This is a genomic window from Methylobrevis albus, from assembly GCF_015904235.1.
Classification (GTDB): Bacteria; Pseudomonadota; Alphaproteobacteria; order Rhizobiales; family Pleomorphomonadaceae; genus Methylobrevis_A; species Methylobrevis_A albus.
This window is the reverse complement of the sequence record NZ_JADZLT010000056.1, coordinates 199049-215058: the sequence shown is the minus strand read 5'-3', so window position 1 is coordinate 215058 and position 16010 is coordinate 199049. Positions and strand designations below refer to the sequence as shown.

Annotated in this window: 11 protein-coding genes; 3 read left to right on the top strand and 8 right to left on the bottom strand. The window is 70.7% G+C overall.

Going from position 1 to position 16010, the window contains the following annotated elements:
- Nucleotides 1-76: 76 nt before the first annotated feature.
- The 5 genes from I5731_RS18385 to I5731_RS18365 form a co-directional block, all read right to left on the bottom strand.
- A complete protein-coding gene (locus I5731_RS18385; protein ID WP_197312870.1) occupies nucleotides 77-1117 on the bottom strand; it encodes an ABC transporter permease in 1041 nt (346 codons plus the stop codon).
- Nucleotides 1114-2637: a sugar ABC transporter ATP-binding protein gene (locus I5731_RS18380; RefSeq protein WP_197312869.1), complete on the bottom strand. Its 1524-nt coding sequence runs from the start codon at nucleotides 2635-2637 to the stop codon at nucleotides 1114-1116. The genes I5731_RS18385 and I5731_RS18380 overlap by 4 nt, the downstream gene beginning before the upstream one ends.
- A gap of 94 nt (nucleotides 2638-2731) precedes the next feature.
- Complete coding sequence (locus tag I5731_RS18375; RefSeq protein WP_197312868.1) at nucleotides 2732-3682, bottom strand: ABC transporter substrate-binding protein; 951 nt, start codon at nucleotides 3680-3682, stop codon at nucleotides 2732-2734.
- A gap of 182 nt (nucleotides 3683-3864) precedes the next feature.
- A complete protein-coding gene (locus I5731_RS18370) occupies nucleotides 3865-4950 on the bottom strand; it encodes a LacI family DNA-binding transcriptional regulator (RefSeq protein WP_197312867.1) in 1086 nt (361 codons plus the stop codon).
- A gap of 174 nt (nucleotides 4951-5124) precedes the next feature.
- Nucleotides 5125-6555 (bottom strand): aminotransferase-like domain-containing protein, encoded by a 1431-nt coding sequence (locus I5731_RS18365; protein ID WP_235981901.1) that lies wholly within the window; start codon nucleotides 6553-6555, stop codon nucleotides 5125-5127.
- A 98-nt stretch (nucleotides 6556-6653) separates the two neighbouring features.
- Between I5731_RS18365 and I5731_RS18360 the strand changes: the two genes are divergently transcribed.
- Complete coding sequence (locus I5731_RS18360; protein ID WP_197312866.1) at nucleotides 6654-7082, top strand: DUF983 domain-containing protein; 429 nt, start codon at nucleotides 6654-6656, stop codon at nucleotides 7080-7082.
- Between the two features lie 6 nt (nucleotides 7083-7088).
- On the opposite strand, the gene parE is transcribed toward I5731_RS18360, so the two are convergent.
- Nucleotides 7089-9254: a DNA topoisomerase IV subunit B gene (gene parE, locus I5731_RS18355; protein WP_197312865.1), complete on the bottom strand. Its 2166-nt coding sequence runs from the start codon at nucleotides 9252-9254 to the stop codon at nucleotides 7089-7091.
- 230 nt (nucleotides 9255-9484) lie between these two features.
- Between parE and I5731_RS18350 the strand changes: the two genes are divergently transcribed.
- Nucleotides 9485-9721: a hypothetical protein gene (locus I5731_RS18350; RefSeq protein ID WP_197312864.1), complete on the top strand. Its 237-nt coding sequence runs from the start codon at nucleotides 9485-9487 to the stop codon at nucleotides 9719-9721.
- 137 nt (nucleotides 9722-9858) lie between these two features.
- Complete coding sequence (locus I5731_RS18345; RefSeq protein WP_197312863.1) at nucleotides 9859-11109, top strand: amidase; 1251 nt, start codon at nucleotides 9859-9861, stop codon at nucleotides 11107-11109.
- 519 nt (nucleotides 11110-11628) lie between these two features.
- Here I5731_RS18345 and I5731_RS18340 read toward each other — a convergent pair.
- Both I5731_RS18340 and I5731_RS18335 read right to left on the bottom strand, forming a co-directional pair.
- Nucleotides 11629-11916, bottom strand: a complete 288-nt coding sequence (locus tag I5731_RS18340; RefSeq protein WP_197312862.1) for a hypothetical protein — start codon at nucleotides 11914-11916, stop codon at nucleotides 11629-11631.
- 360 nt (nucleotides 11917-12276) lie between these two features.
- Entirely contained in the window at nucleotides 12277-15948 is a 3672-nt protein-coding gene (locus I5731_RS18335; protein ID WP_235981900.1) for a hydantoinase B/oxoprolinase family protein, read from the bottom strand.
- Between the last annotated feature and the right edge of the window lie 62 nt (nucleotides 15949-16010).

The following is a 16010-nucleotide window of genomic DNA, read 5'->3' as shown; positions in this document are numbered from 1 at the left end:
GGAGGAGGAGGCGCCCGCCGTCGCCGCGGTCCCATGTCGTGGACCGCGGGGAACAAGCTCTGGAAGCAACGTGGCCTCAGGGCCGCTCGGCGCCCGCCGCCGCCTGGCGGCGCTTCAGGAACAGTGGCAGCGGGCGCTGCTTCAGCCCGTCGATCGCGACCGCGAGGATGATGACGACGCCCTTGATCAGCAGCTGCGTAAAGAAGGGCACGTTGAGCAGGATCAGCCCGGTGCTGAGCACGCCGAGGATGACCGAGCCGATCAGTGTTCCGACGATGCGGCCACGGCCGCCGGCGAGGCTGGTGCCGCCGAGCACCACCGCCGCGATGGCGTCGAGCTCGTAGCCGGTGCCGGCCGTCGGCTGCGCCGAGATCACCCGGGCGGCGAAGATCACGCCGGCGAGCCCGGCGCAGGCGCCGGCGATGACGTAGACCGAGGTGAGGATCCGCCCGACCCGCACGCCGGCGAGCCTCGCCGCCTGCGGATTGCCGCCGACGGCATAGACGTGGCGCCCGTAGCGGGTGCGTTCCAGCACGAACCAGGCGACGACGTAGACCGCGATCATGATCAGCACCGGCACCGGCACGCCGGAGAGATAGCCATTGCCGACGTCGCGGAAGTTGAGGTCGCTGGAGACGATCGGCTGGCCGGCGGTGATCGTGTAGCCGAGGCCGCGCAGGAAGGTCATCGTGCCGAGCGTGACGATGAACGGCGCCAGCGCCAGATAGGCGATCAGCACGCCGTTGGCGAGGCCGCAGGCGGCGCCGACCGCGACGCCGGCGAGGATCGCGATGGGAGCGGGCCAGCCGGCGATCGCCGCGATCACCGCGACCACGCCGGAGACGGCGATGGTCGAGCCGACCGAGAGGTCGATGCCGCCGGTGAGGATCACGAAGGTGAGGCCCGCGGCGAGGATCGCGTTGACCGAGATCGCCCGGGCGATGTTGAGCAGGTTGTCGACGCGGTTGAAGTTCGGCGCGATCGCCGACATCAGCAGCAGCAGCGCGACCAGCACCAAGAGGATGCCGACCCGGTCCCACCACTTGGCGAAATCGAACGGCTGCCGGGCGGGCGCCTCGGGCGCACGCGGCGCCGGATGGTCTGGGGTGTGGGTCATGCGGTGGCTCCGTCGGAATGGGGCGTGCCGGCGCCGGCACCGGTCGCGTGGACCATCACGTCTTCTTCGGTGGCGCTGGCGGAGACGAGTTCGTGGACGATCCGGCCGGCGCGCATGACGAGCAGCCGGTCGCTGATGCCGATCGCCTCGGGCAGGTCGGAAGAGATGACGAGGATGGCCTTGCCGGCGCGGGCGAGCTCGTCGATCAGTTCGTAGATCTCGCGCTTGGCGCCGATATCGACGCCGCGGGTCGGCTCGTCGAGGATCAGCACCCGGGAATCGCGGAGCAGCCAGCGCGCCAGAGCCGCCTTTTGCTGGTTGCCGCCGGAAAGCGCGCGGACGGGCAGGGCGAGCGCGCTGAGCCTGAGCCGCAGCCGCTCCATCTGCCGCGTCACGGCGCTGCGCGCTTCGCCGCGGCGCACGACGCCAGCGGTGACGAAGCGGTCGAGCGACGAAATCGCGATGTTGTCCTCGACCGAGTGCTCGAGGAAGAGGCCTTGGTCCTTGCGGTCCTCCGGCACCATGCCGATCCCGTCGGCGATGGCGCCGAACGGGTCGGCCGGCGCGCTGTCGCGCCCCGCGATCCGCACCGTACCGCCGCTGCGCGGATCGGCGCCGAAGATCAGCCGCCCGACCTCGGTGCGTCCCGAGCCGATCAGCCCGGCCATGGCGACCACCTCGCCGGCGCGCACGGCAAGGTCCACCGGCCCGACGCGGTCGTCACAAAGACCGCGGACCTCGAGCATCACGTCGCCCGGCGCGCGCGGCGCGTGATCGTAGAGGTCGCCCATGGCGCGGCCGACCATCATGCGCACCACGACGGTCGGCGTGATCGCGCCCATGCGGCCGGTGCCGACATAGGTGCCGTCGCGAAACACGGTGACGCGGTCGGCGAGCTGCCAGACCTCTTCCATCCGGTGCGAGATGTAGACGAGCCCGACGCCCGCGGCGCGCATCTGGCTGATGATCCGGTAGAGCTCCAGCGCCTCGGACCGCGACAGCGCCGCGGTCGGCTCGTCGAGCACCAGCACGCGGGCCTCTTCGCTGGCCGCCCGCGCGATCTCGACCATCTGCTGCAGGCCGACGCTGAGCGAGCCGAGCGGGCGGGCGGGATCGATGTCGGCATGGATGCGCGCGAGCTTCTCCCGCGCGTCCGCCATCATGCGGCGGCGGTCGAGCAGGCCGAGCGCGGTGCGCGGCTCGTTGCCGAGCGCGAGGTTTTCGGCCACCGTCATGAAGGGGACGGTGTTGAGTTCCTGGTGGATGATCGCGATGCCATGGCTCCGGGCGTCGCGCGGCGAGCGGATCTCGATCTCGCGCCCGTCCATGACGATGCGCCCGGCGTCGCGGTCGATGTTGCCGGCGAGGATCTTCATCAGTGTCGACTTGCCGGCGCCGTTCTCGCCCATCAGCGCGTGAACTTCGCCGGCACGGAGGTCGAAGCGCACGTCGTCGAGCGCCAGCGTCGCGCCGAAGCGCTTGGTCACGCCCTCGAGTCGGAGCAGCGGCTCCTCGGCCATGGCATCCATCCGGAGTTGGGTGTCGGGGAGAGACCGGGCGCCGGGGCGCCCGATCCCTGTCGCATTCCGCCGCGGCGAGAACCGCGGCCGCGGCTTACCAGCCGGCGTAGTCTTTCACCGTGTCGCGGCTGACGAGCACGCTCGGGATCAGGATGGTGGTCTCGGCCGGCGGGTTGCCGGCGACCATGTCGCCTGCGATCTTCACCGCCTGGCGCACCATCTCGGCCGGGTTCTGCGTCGCGCTGGCGATGAAGGGCGAGCCCTCGCGCGTCAGCTCGGCGACCGCTTCCGGGCTGCCGTCGACGCCGGTGACCTTGATCGAGCCGGACTTGCCGGCCTGCTCCACCGCGAGCACCGCGCCGAGCGCGGACGGGTCGTTCATGCCGAAGATGCCGGTGACGTCCGGGTTCGCCGTCAGCATGTCGGTGGTGACGAGCAGGCCCGAGGCACGGTCGTTCTTCGAGGCCTGCTGGCCGACGATCTTGATGTCGGGGAAGTTCGCCGCCACCGTCTTGCAGCCCGCGATGCGGTCGATGATCGTCTGGATCGGCGTGCCGTCGACGAGCAGCACCTCGCCCTTGCCGCCCATCTGCTCGAAGAGGTACTGGCACGACTTCTCGCCGGCCTGCACCGCGTCGGTCATGATCACCGCGTCGGCGCCGACGGCCGGGGTGTCGACGGCGATGACGATCACGCCGGCCGCCTTGGCGCGGGCGATCGCCGGGCCGATGCCGCCTTCGTCCACCGCCGAGATCACGATCAGGTCGACGCCCTGCTGGATGAAGGCGTCGATCTGGGTGTTCTGGTTGGCGAGGTCGAGCTGGGCATCCTGGGTGTTCAGCGTCGCGCCGATCGCCTCGGCGGCTTCCCTGGCGCCCTTGTCCATCGCCGAGAAGAACGGGTTGGACATGTCCTGCACCATCAGGCCGATCTGCTCGATCTTCTCGGGCATCGACTGGGCGTTCGCGGCCGAGGCGGCGACGAGCGTCGCGAGCGCGGCGACGGAGACGGTGAGACTGTGGCGGAAGCGTGCGGTCGTGTTCATTGTTGGTTTCCTCCTCAACAAGGCTTCGGGTCTGCGGCCAGCCTTCGAAAGACCGCGGCGCCGGCTGGCGGACGCGCGGCGGGGTTCGTGCACGCGAGCGCACGGGGCGCCGCCCCGGCGGGGCGGACGAAGCGGCGGCCGTCGCCGGCTGCCGGATGGGGTCGTTCTGTCGCCGCGCCGGCTCAGGCCGGGGCGGGCGTCGCCGCGAAGCTGCCGCCGTGGCAGCCGCAGGAGCGGCGGATCACCAGTTGCGCCGGCACCTGCTGCTGGTGCTCGGGGCGATAGACCGGTGTCTTGGAGCCGCCGCGCTTCTCGGCCTCGGCCTGGCCCTCGATGATCTCGGCGAGGGTGCGGGCAGCGAGCCGGCCGATCTCCTCGCTGCGCTCGTCGAGGACGGTCAGCGGCGGGTTGACGAGGGACGACCAGGCGAACTCGTCGTAGGCGACGAGGGCGAGGTCGCCGGGGACCTTGATGCCGCGGTCGCGCACGAGGTTGAGCGCGCCGAGCAGCAGCGGGTTGTTGCCGGCGACGAGCACGTCCGGCAGCTTGCCGGCGGCTTCGAGGTGGGCGGCGAGGGTGTCGTAGCCCGACACCGCGTCGTTCTCGCTCTCGAGCACGACGATCCGCGCCCCGTGCCGCTTGGCGCTGTCGCGCAGGCCGCGCTCGCGGTCGAAGCGCGTCGACCACTTCGGCGGATAGACGAGAAACAGCCAGTCCTTCAGCCCGTGCTCGGCGATGTGCGCGCCGACCATCAGGCTGGCGTTGTAGTTGTCGGTGGTGACGCTCGGAAAATCGCGCGCCGAGGCGGGCGGCGAGGAGTCGACGAACACCACCGGGATGTCCCAGCTCGCGAGCAGGCGGGTGTTCTCCGGCGTCAGCGTCAGCGTCGAGATCACCCCGGCCATGCGCGACTCGATCAGCCGCTGCACCATCCGGTCCTCGAGCCGGGGGTCGTAGATGCCGTCGACCGCGACGTCACCGACCACGACCGTCCAGTTCGACGGCCGCAGCGCGTGCTGGATGCCGGCCATCAGGTCGAGGTAGTAGGAGTTGGAGGTACTGGCGGTGATCACCGCCACCGAATCCCGGCTCGCCCGCCGCAGTTCCTGCGCGGCCCGGTTCGGGATGTAGCCGAGTTCCCGCGCCGTCTTCAGCACCTGCTCACGGCTCTCGGTCGACACGCCGTCGCCGCCGCTGAGGGCGCGCGACACCGTGAACATCGACAGTCCGGTCGCGCGGCTGACGTCGCGCATGGTCGACTTCCTCACCCAAGCCTCCCCAGGCTACCTAATCGTTTAGGTTTTGGACCGATCGGCGGACCATAGTCGAGCTAAACGATTTTAATTCTCGTCTGTCCTAATCGTTTAGGAACGTTAGCGGGAAGTCCGTGTGCCTGTCAATAGGGCAGCAAGGGTCGAAATCGGGCAATCGGAGGACGGCGCTCACACCACCCCGATCTCCCGCCGCTCCGGTCCGCTCACCAGCAGGGCGGCGATGCGGCGGAGGCCGGAAGTGAGGGCAGGGCGGCTCGGGGCCGCGCCGAGCGAGATGCGGACGGCGGCGGGGGCGGCGGCGCCGACCGCAAAGGCCGAGGCGGGCACCACCGCGACGCCGTCCCGCGCCGCGGCAGCGGCGAAGGCGTCGCCGGACCAGGGGGCGGGCAGCGGCAGCCAGATGTGCGGCGCGTTCGCCTCGCTGCGGAACGCCGCGGCGCCGAGGTGGCGCACCGCGATCTCCTGCCGTGCCGCGCATTCCTCGCGCAGCGCGGCGACGATGCCGAGCAGCGTGCCGTCGGCGATCCAGCGGCTCGCCACCGCCGTCATCAGCGGCGGCGCCATCAACGTGCTCGCCCTGAGGACGTCGGCGATCCGGTCGGCCAGCGCCGTCGACGGCGCCAGCAGGTAGGCGACGCGAAGCCCCGGCGTCGCGCATTTTGCCAGCGTCGCGATGTGGACGGTATGGGCCGGCGCGATGCCGGCGATCGCCGGCGGCGGGTCCACGGCGAGTTCGCGGTAAGGGTCGTCCTCGATGATCGTCACGCCGTGCGCCGCGGCGATCCGCGCGAGTTCGGCCCGGCGGCCCGCGTCAATCGTGGCGGTGGTCGGGTTGTCCATCGTCGGCACGAGATAGAGCGCCGCGACCGGCCCGCGCGCACACGCCTCGGCGAAGGCCTCCGGGACGATGCCGCCCTCGTCCATGACGAGGCCCTGCAGGACCGCACCGCGCGCCGCCACGGCCGCACGGATGCCGGGATAGGTCAGCGCCCCGCAGCAGACCACCGCGCCGGGGCCGAGCAGGGCCTGGCAGGTGGCGTAGAGCGCAGCCTGCGCCTCGGCGGCGACGACGATCTGTCCGGGGCGGCCGATCCCCCGCGTGCCGCGGAGCCAGGCGGCCGCGGCGGCGCGGTCGGCATCGCTGCCCGCCGCCGAATGGTACTGCAGCACCCGCGTGCCGGCGCGCAGCACCTCCGCGGTCGCGCGGGTGATCCGGGCGCCGAGGTCGGCGCGCGCCGGCTGCGGCGGGATGTTGAGGCTGAGATCGACCGGATCGGCGAGCGACCGGCGCGCCTTGCCCGGCGCGGCCGGCGCAACCCGCGTGCCGCCTCGGCCGGGCGCGGCGGTGAGCAGGCCGCGGACCTTCGCCTCGCCATAGGCCCGCGTCACCGTGGTGAGATCGATGCCGAGCGCCGCGGCGACGCCGCGCTGTGCCGGCATGCGGTCGCCCTCGGCCAGCCGCCCGGCCGCGACGTCTTCCTCGATCGCCGCCACGATGCCGAGGAACTTCGAGCCGGCCTCGGTCTTGATCCACGGTGTCCACATCGTCGGCGCGCGCCCCCGGCCGGCCCGCGCATCGATCAGGACAAGCGGAACCATACAAAGACATCCATACATAATGCATGGAATGTCGCTTCAAACTGCCGATGATCCATACAATATCAAGACCGTTGCCGGAAGGCCGAGGAGCAATTTCGATGCAGGAATACCCCGCCTACTACCCGCCGCTGCCGCCGGTCTCGACCGGCATCCGCGGGCTCTGCCCGCGCTGCGGCGAGGGCCACCTGTTCGACGGCTTCCTCACCATCGCGCCGCGGTGCGACGTCTGCGGCCTCGACTACGGCTTTGCCGATCCGGCCGACGGCCCGGCCTTCTTCGTGATCTGCTTTGCCTGCGTGCCGGCGGTCATTCTGGCGCTGTGGATCGAGGTTGCGTTCCAGGCGCCCTACTGGATGCACCTGATCACGACGCTGCCGTTCCTGCTGCTCACCTGCATCCCGCCGCTGCGGCCGCTGAAGGGCTGGCTGGTCGCGAGCCAGTACTACTTCAAGGCGGAGGAGGGGCGGCTCGACCTCGACTATGCCGCCCGGCGCGATGCGGCGAGCGATACCCGCACCCCGTCCTGAGCCGGGTCAGATATCGAGGTCGACGGCGAACTCGGCGTTTTCCTGGATGAACTGGAAGCGCCCCTCGGGCTTGTTGCCCATCAGCCGCTCGACCGAATCGGCGGTCGCGACCGCCTCGTCCTCGATCATCTGGACGCGCAGCAGCGTGCGCGTCGCCGGGTCCATCGTGGTCTCTTTCAGCTGCGACGGCATCATCTCGCCGAGGCCCTTGAAGCGGCCGATCTCGACCTTCTGCCGGCCCTTGAACACGGTCGCGAGCAATTCCTCGCGGTGGGCGTCGTCGCGGGCATATATCGTCTTGCCGCCCTGGCTCAGCCGGTAAAGCGGCGGCACGGCGAGATAGAGGTGGCCCTCGCGGATCAGGTTCGGGATCTCGCGGTAGAAGAAGGTGATCAGCAGCGAGGCGATGTGGGCGCCGTCGACGTCGGCGTCGGTCATCACGATGACCTTGTCGTAGCGGAGATCCGCCTCGCGGTACTGGGCCCGCGTGCCGCAGCCAAGCGCCTGCAACAGGTCGGAGAGCTGCTGGTTCTGGCCGAGTTTCTCGCGTCCGGCGCTGGCGACGTTGAGGATCTTGCCGCGCAGCGGCAGCACGGCCTGGCTGGCGCGGCTACGCGCCTGCTTCGCCGAGCCGCCGGCCGAATCACCCTCGACGATGAAGATCTCCGAGCCCTGCGCCGCCGTCTGCGAACAGTCGGCGAGCTTGCCGGGCAGGCGCAGCTTGCGCAGCGCCGTCTTGCGGCCGACTTCCTTTTCCTGCCGGCGCCGCAGCCGTTCCTCGGCACGGTCGATCACCCAGTCGAGCAGGCGCGACGCCTGGCTCGGCGAGCCGGCGAGCCAGTGGTCGAAGGCATCCTTGACCGCGTTCTCGACGATGCGGGCCGCTTCCGCCGAAGCGAGCTTGTCCTTGGTCTGGCCGACGAATTCGGGCTCGCGGATGAACACGGCGAGCATCGCCCCGGCCGAGGTCATCACGTCGTCGGGCGTTACCGCCGCGACGCGCTTGTTGCCGGTGAGTTCGCCGTAGCCCTTGAGGCCGCGGGCGAGCGCCATGCGCAGGCCCTGCTCGTGCGTGCCGCCCTCCGGCGTCGGGATGGTGTTGCAGTAGGAGTTGACGAAACCGTCGCCGCCGAACCACGACACCGCCCACTCGACCGCGCCATGCCCGCTGTGCTTCGGCGTGCGGCCCGAAAACAGCTCCTCGACGACCCGCTTCTCGGACCCGAGCGCCTCGACCAGATAGTCCTTGAGGCCGCCGGGAAAGCGGAACACGGCCTCGGCCGGCGTCTGCGTGCCGTCCACCAGCGCCGGCGCGCAGTGCCAGCGGATCTCGACGCCGCCGAACAGGTACGCCTTCGAGCGCGCCATCCGCATCAGCCGCGCCGGATCGAACTTCGCGGCCGCGCCGAAGATCTGCGGATCGGGCCGGAAACGCACGCGGGTGCCGCGCCGGTTCATCACCTCGCCGAGGCTTTCGAGCGGCGAGGCGGCATGGCCGCGCTCGAAGCGCTGGCGCCAGAGCTGCCGCCCGCGCGCCACCTCGACTTCGAGCACCTCGGACAGCGCGTTCACCACCGAGACGCCGACGCCGTGCAGGCCGCCGGAGGTCTCGTAGACCTTGCTGTCGAACTTCCCGCCGGCATGCAGCGTGGTCATGATGACCTCGAGCGCCGACTTGCCCGGGAATTTCGGATGCGGATCGGTCGGAATGCCGCGGCCGTTGTCGGTTACGGAGAGGAAGCCGTCGGCGTCGAGCTCGACCTCGATCCAGCTCGCGTGACCCGCGACGGCCTCGTCCATCGAATTGTCGATCACCTCGGCGAAGAGGTGGTGATAGGCGCGCTCGTCGGTGCCGCCGATGTACATGCCCGGCCGGCGCCGCACCGGCTCCAGCCCCTCCAGCACCTCGATCGACGCGGCGTCGTAATCGTCGCCGCCGGCGGGCTTCGGTGGCACGGCCGCGCGTGCACCGGCGGCCGCCGGCCGGGCCGGCGACTTGGCGGCGGGCGCAACGGGGGTGGGGACGGCGTCAAGGGCAGGCGGCGGAACGACGGGGTCCGGGGCTGCGAGTTCGGGCGCCGCGGCGCCCGTGGTCCGGCGCGGCTGCGTCTTGGCCTTCATCGCACGAACGGCGGCGTCGAGATTGGCGAAGAGATCGTCGCGATCGGTCATGTCGGCCTTGTCTTGCGGTGCGGCATCCGCGCGTTTCCGCACCATGGAACAGCCGATAACATGGCACGGCGGCCGGCGGAAGATGAAGGGCGTTCATTTTTCGTTCCGCCCGCTTTCCGGCGCGGTCCACGGAAATCTGCGGAAAACGGTGCAGAAGGCATCGCGTGGAGACGCGGCATTAACGCTTGCACGGGCATGGTCGGCTTCGACCTGTCGCAGCAGGAGCTTCGATGCCGCAGCCGTCGTCCACCTCCGATCCAGTCCTTGCCGGTCTCGTCGCGGTCCGCGGCGACCTCGCCGGCGTCGTGATGGCGAGCGATGATGCGGCCGGGCGGCTCGGGGCGTCGCGCCGCGAACTCGGCCGCCTCGCCGCCGCGCCGTCGGCCGCCGGCCTTGCCCGCGCCGCCGTGCCGCTCGATCGCGCGCTCACCTGCTTTGCCCTCGCGACCCTGTTCTATTTCGCCTGACGCCGCGGCGCCGGCCTAATGGCTACGCGTCCCGCGACCTCTTGCCCGCCTCCCTTGCACAACACTCGCACCGCCTGTCTTATGGCGCCCCGCCCCCAGCCGGCCTTCGGCGTGCGCTGGCGGCCGAGGGAGGTGCCATGCTTTCGCTGCTCGATCTGCTCGCCCGGCTCGACGCCGGCCGGACCTCCATCGAGGCGGTCTACGACGGGGTCGCCTCGACCCTCGACGAGCGCGAACCCGACATCCGCGCCTTCGCGCATCTCGATCTCGGTGGCGCGCGGACCGCGGCAACCGGGGCAGGCGGGCCCTTGCGCGGGTTGCCGATCGGCGTGAAGGACGTCTTCGACACCGCCGACATGCCGTCCGGCTACGGCTCGCCGATCTACGACGGCTGGCAGCCGCGCGCCGACGCCAGCGTCGTCACCATGGCCCGGCGCGCCGGCGCGGCCGTGCTCGGCAAGACCCGCACCACGGAATTCGCCTATCTGAACCCGACCGTCACCCGCAATCCGGCGGCGCCGGGGCATACGCCGGGCGGCTCGTCGTCGGGCTCGGCGGCGGCGGTCGCCGCCGGCATGGTGACGGCCGCCTTCGGCACCCAGACGGCGGGCTCGGTGATCCGGCCGGCGAGTTTCTGCGGCATTGCGGCGATCAAGCCGTCCTACCGGCTGCTGCCGACGGTCGGCGTGAAGCCGTTCTCGTGGCTGCTCGACACCGTCGGCGTGTTCGCGGCGAGCGTCGCCGACTGTGCCATGTTCCTCTCGGCGATCTCGGGCCGCGAACTCCGCGTCGACGTCACCGATTTCGGTGCGCCGCGAATCGGTGTCGTCCGCAGCGGCTTTTCGGCCGAGCCGAGTGCCGCGATGGCCGGAGCCGTCGATCGCCTCGTGCGCCGGGCGGCCGCGAAAGGCGCCGAAATCCGGACCGTCGACCTCTCCGGCACCGTCGCTGCGGCCGACCGCATCCATCCGCTGATCATGGAATATGAGGGCGCGCTGGCGCTGGCGCACGAGCGCGATCACCACGGGGCGGCGCTGTCCGCCGTGCTCGCCGAGGCGCTGGCGCGGGGTGCCGCGACCGAGACGGCGGCCTACGACGCCGCCCGGTCGGTGGCGCACACGGCGCGCCGGCGGGTGGGGGAACTCTTCGAAAACGTCGACGTTCTTCTCATGCCGGCGGCCCCGGGCGCGCCGCCCGAAGGGCTCGGCTCGACGGGCGTCGCCACCTTCAACCGCCTCTGGACGTTGATCGGGACGCCGGCGGTCGCGGTGCCGGGCCTGGTCGACGAGGCGGGTCTGCCGCTCGGTGTCCAGGTCGTGGCCCCGTTCGGACAGGATCGGGTCGCGCTCGCGGCCGCCAACTGGCTCGAACGGCTGGCACGCGGCTAGGTCCGAAAAGCGGTCGGAATTGCGGCAAGTCCCGGAATTTCGGCGCTATTCGACTTCGCTAACATCTAAGTGATTGAGAATGCTGCGCTGCACATAAAGATTTTCTTCGTGCAGCGGGCTTTTGACCCTACACTCATCGTGTCAGAGCTGCGAGACGAGAGGCAATGCCATGACCATGACAAAGAGCCTCAATGTTCTGTGCGTGTGCGCCGCGTTCCTGTTCGTGGGCGCAATCCTCGTCGGCGCGATCTGAGGGGGTCACCTCAGCGCCCGATTGGACCGGAGTGCTCGCCGTACGCGGCGGTCACCAAATGCGGCAAGCGAGCTTGCCCCCGCACCTCTGCCTGCCGGTCCGTCAGCCGATCATCTCGGCGGCGCACCGGCCGGCCCCGTGGCAACCGGGGAAAACCCTCGGTCACCCAAGCCATTCCTTGATATCCGATCCCGGTTAAGCAGGGCTTATCGCGCCCCGATTGTCGGCCGGTCGGATCAGCAGGGCGTGGTGTCGCCCTGACCAAGTCAGGACGCGATATCGAAGACGAAGCGGTCGAGTTCGACGCGGCGACCATCGCAGCGGCCGAAGACATGCGCCGAAACCGCCTGAGCCGCCGGCTCGTCGCCATGGCGCAGGAACACCTGGGCCTGGCCTTCGAACAGGTAGTCGTGCACGTCGTAGGACGTGGGGCTCGTCTCGATGTGATCGATCTCGACGCTGCTGTCGTTGCCGAAGGCGCGCGCCCATTCCTGGCTGGCCTTGAGCGGATATTGGCTCACCGCTTCCGCGATGATCAGCTTCGTCCGGTCCATAATCGTCCTCTTTCGCCTTACGCGGCACTGAACCCGTCGAGGCCGGAGAGCGAAGGCCCGGCTCGTTGTGAAACGTACATTACAGAACGTTCAATCGTGCTTAACTTGGTCAAATTTGGGGCAGTTTGCACTCAAGAAATAATGCGGATTGTTTCATCGGCCAAGAATTCGGCTTTCGTTCCGGTGCATCTGCACTTTCGTTTTGAGTTGTCGTGGAATGTGCAGCGCAACATGGTGAACGAGACGTTACTGCGGGTATCTGGCACCGGCTTATGGGATGGCCGCCGACGCGGCGCCAGCGGTCGCGTGCTCAAACCGGCGCAGCGCTGATTCCGAGGAGCCGATGCCCGGAACCCCGCATCAGGCGCGGCCGAAGCCGCCGCCCGTCGGGGTTCGCACCGTGACGGCCTCGCCGGCGGCGAGGGTGGTCTGGGCCGAAGCGCCGAGCACCTCGGTGGAGCCGTCGAGGCGGCGGACCTCCGTCGCGCCGGTCTCGCCGGCCGCCCCGCCTTCGAGGCCCGGCGGGCCGAAGGCGCGGTGCGAGGAAAGGATCGCGCAGTCCATCGCCTCGCGGAACCGGATCGTGCGCAGCGTGCCGCCGCCCGCCGACCAGCGCCCGCGCCCGCCCGAGCCGCGCCGCACCGAGAACGCCTCCAGCACCACCGGAAAGCGGAACTCGAGCACCTCCGGATCGGTCAGCCGCGAGTTGGTCATGTGCGTGTGGACCGCATCGATGCCGTCGTACCCGGGCCCGGCCGGCGCGCCGGAGCAGATCGTCTCGTAGTACTGGTAGCGGTCGTTGCCGAAGGTCAGGTTGTTCATCGTCCCTTGCGCCGGCGCCATGGCGCCGAGCGCCGCGAGAAGGGCGTTGGTGACGTGCTGGCTGGTCTCGACGTTGCCGGCGACGACGGCGGCCGGGTAGGCGGGCTTCAGCATCGAGCCCTCCGGCACGACGATGCGGATCGGCCGCAGGCAGCCGGCGTTCATCGGGATCGGCGTATCGACCAGCAGGCGGAAGCAGTAGAGCACCGCCGCGCGCGTCACCGGTTCCGGGGCGTTGAAGTTGTTGGGCTGCTGCGGGCTGGTGCCGGTGAAGTCGACGGTCGCCTCGCGCCGCGCGCGGTCGACGCTGACCCGCACCTCGATCACTGCGCCGGTGTCGGTCGGATAGGTGAAGGCGGCGTCGTGCAGCCGGTCGATGACGCGGCGGACGCTCTCCTCCGCGTTGTCCTGCACATGGCCCATGTAGGCCTCGACGGTGGCGAGCCCGAAGCTCTCCACCATGCGGCTGAGTTCGGCGACGCCCTTCTCGTTGGCGGCGACCTGGGCGCGGAGGTCGGCGAGATTCTGCGCGACGTTGCGCACCGGCCAGCGATGGTCGGTGAGCAGCGCGACGAGCTCCGCCTCGCGGAACCGGCCGCCGGGCACCGACCCGTCGACGAGCTTGAAGTTGTCGATGAGGACGCCTTCGTCCTCGACGGTGGTCGCGAGCGGCGTCATCGAGCCGGGCGCCGCCCCGCCGATGTCGGCATGATGGCCGCGGCTCGCCGCCCAGAACAGGATGCGGCCGCCATCGGCGGAAAACACCGGGGTGACGACGGTGAGGTCGGGCAGGTGGGTGCCGCCATTATAGGGCGCGTTGAGCACGAAGACATCGCCGGGCTCGATCCGGCCGGCGTTTTCCCGCATCACCGTCTCCACCGAGCGGTCCATCGAGCCGAGGTGCACCGGCATGTGCGGCGCGTTGGCGACGAGATGGCCGTCGCCGTCGAACACCGCGCAGGAAAAGTCGAGCCGTTCCTTGATGTTGACCGAGTAGGCGGTGTTCTGCAGCGTGACGCCCATCTGCTCGGCGATCGACATGAAGAGGTTGTTGAACACCTCGAGCATGATCGGGTCGGCCGCGGTGCCGGCGGCCGCGGCGCGCGTCTTCGCCCGCGTGCGCTCCAGCACGGTGTGGCCGCCCGGCAGGATCCGCGCCCGCCATTCGGGCTCGACGACGATGGTCTGATGCGGCTCGACGAGCAGCGCCGGGCCGGCGACGACGTCGCCGGGGGCGAGTTCGTCGCTGCGGAAGGCACCGGCCGCGTGGAAGCCGCCGCCGGCATAGAACCGCGTCGTCCGTGACGGCGTCGCTTCACGCTCGGCCGGCGGCGCGTCGGACGCGGCCGCGATCGCCGCGCCCGCGGCGCGCGCCTCGATCTCCGCCGCCTCGACCACCACCGCCTTGTCGGCGAACACAAAACCGAACTGCGCCTTGTGGGCCGCGGCGAAGCCGGCGAGCGCCGCCGCGATGTCGCGGCCGGCGAAGTCGACCTCGATCGGCGTGTCGGTGCCGTCGTAGCGCAGATGCAGCGCCTCGCGGATCCGGATGTCGCCCGCGGGCACGCCCTGACCGGCGAGTTCAGCCGCCGCGTCCTCGGCGAGACGGTCCAGCAGGGCGCCGAGGTCGGGCAGCAGGCCGTCCACCAGCGGCTTCACCACCGCCTGCCGGCGCGTCGCGCCAACGGCGGCCCGGCCGATGCCGTAAGCCGACAGGAGGCCCGAGACGGCGTGGATGAAGACGCGGCCCATGCCGAGCGCGTCGGCGACGAGGCAGGCGTGCTGCCCGCCGGCGCCGCCGAAGCAGGCCAGCGCATAGCCGGTGACGTCGTGGCCGCGCTCGACCGAGATCTTCTTGATCGCGTTGGCCATGTTCTCGACCGCAATGGTGACGGCACCTTCGGCGACGTCCTCCGGGCTGCGGCCGTCGCCGATCTCGGCCGCCAGCGCTGCGAATCGCGCCCGCACCACCTCGGCGTCGAGCGGCTGGTCGCGCTCCGGCCCGAAGATCGCCGGGAAGGTCGCCGGATCGAGCTTGCCGAGCAGCACGTTCGCATCGGTGACGGCGAGCGGCCCGCCGCGGCGGTAGCACGCCGGCCCCGGATCGGCGCCGGCCGACGCCGGGCCGACGGTGAGGCGCGCGCCGTCATAGGCGATCAGCGAGCCGCCACCGGCCGCCACCGTATGGATGCGCAGCATCGGCGCCCGCATCCGCACGCCCGCGACCTCGGTCTCGAACGCCTTCTCGAAATGGCCGTCGTAGTGCGAGACGTCGGTGGAGGTGCCACCCATGTCGAAGCCGATGATGCGGTCGAAGCCCGCCTCGCGCGCCGTCTCCACCGCACCGACCACGCCGCCCGCCGGGCCGGACAGGATCGCGTCCTTGCCGCGGAAGAGATCGGCCGAGGTGAGGCTGCCGGCCGAGGTCATGAAGAACAGCCGCGGCGCCGGCGCCGCGCCGTCGCCCTGCAGCGCCGCCGCGACGCGGCCGACGTAGCGGCCGAGGATCGGCGAGAGATAGGCGTCGACAACCGTGGTGTCGCCGCGCCCGACCAGCTTCATCAGCGGCGACACCTCGTGGCTGACCGAGACCTGGGCAAAGCCCATCTCCCGCGCCAGTGCCGCGACGGCCGCCTCGTGCGCCGGGAAGGCGTAGGCGTGCATGAAGACGATCGCCAGCGCGTCGTAGCCGTCCGCCCTGAGGTCCGCGAGTTGCAGCCGGACGGCATCGAGGTCCGGCGCCTGCTCGATGCTGCCGTCGGCGAGCACCCGCTCGCCCACCTCCACCACCGTCTCGTAGAGCAGCGCCGGCTTGACGATCCGCCGGGCGAAGATATCGGGCCGGGCCTGGTAGCCGATCTCCAGCGCGTCACGGAAGCCGCGCGTGACGAGCAGCGCGGTGCGCTCACCCTTTCGCTCCAGCAGCGCGTTGGTTGCGACCGTGGTGCCCATCTTGACGGTGCCGATCAGCCCGGCCGGCAGCGCAGCACCATCCGCGACTCCGATCAGGTCGCGGATGCCCTGGATCGCCGCGTCGTCGTAGACGCCCGGGTTCTCCGACAGCAGCTTGTGCGAGACGAGGCCGCCGTCCGGGCGGCGCGCGACGATGTCGGTGAACGTGCCGCCGCGGTCGATCCAGAAATCCCAGCGCCCGTTCCCGCCCATCTCGCTCTCGCCGCCGTGGTTGGTGATGTCGGGGCGATGAGGCATGGGCGGGGCAGGTGGGTCAAGCGGAGGAAACGCGCTCGGCCGCGCCGCTCTTCCCTTCTCCC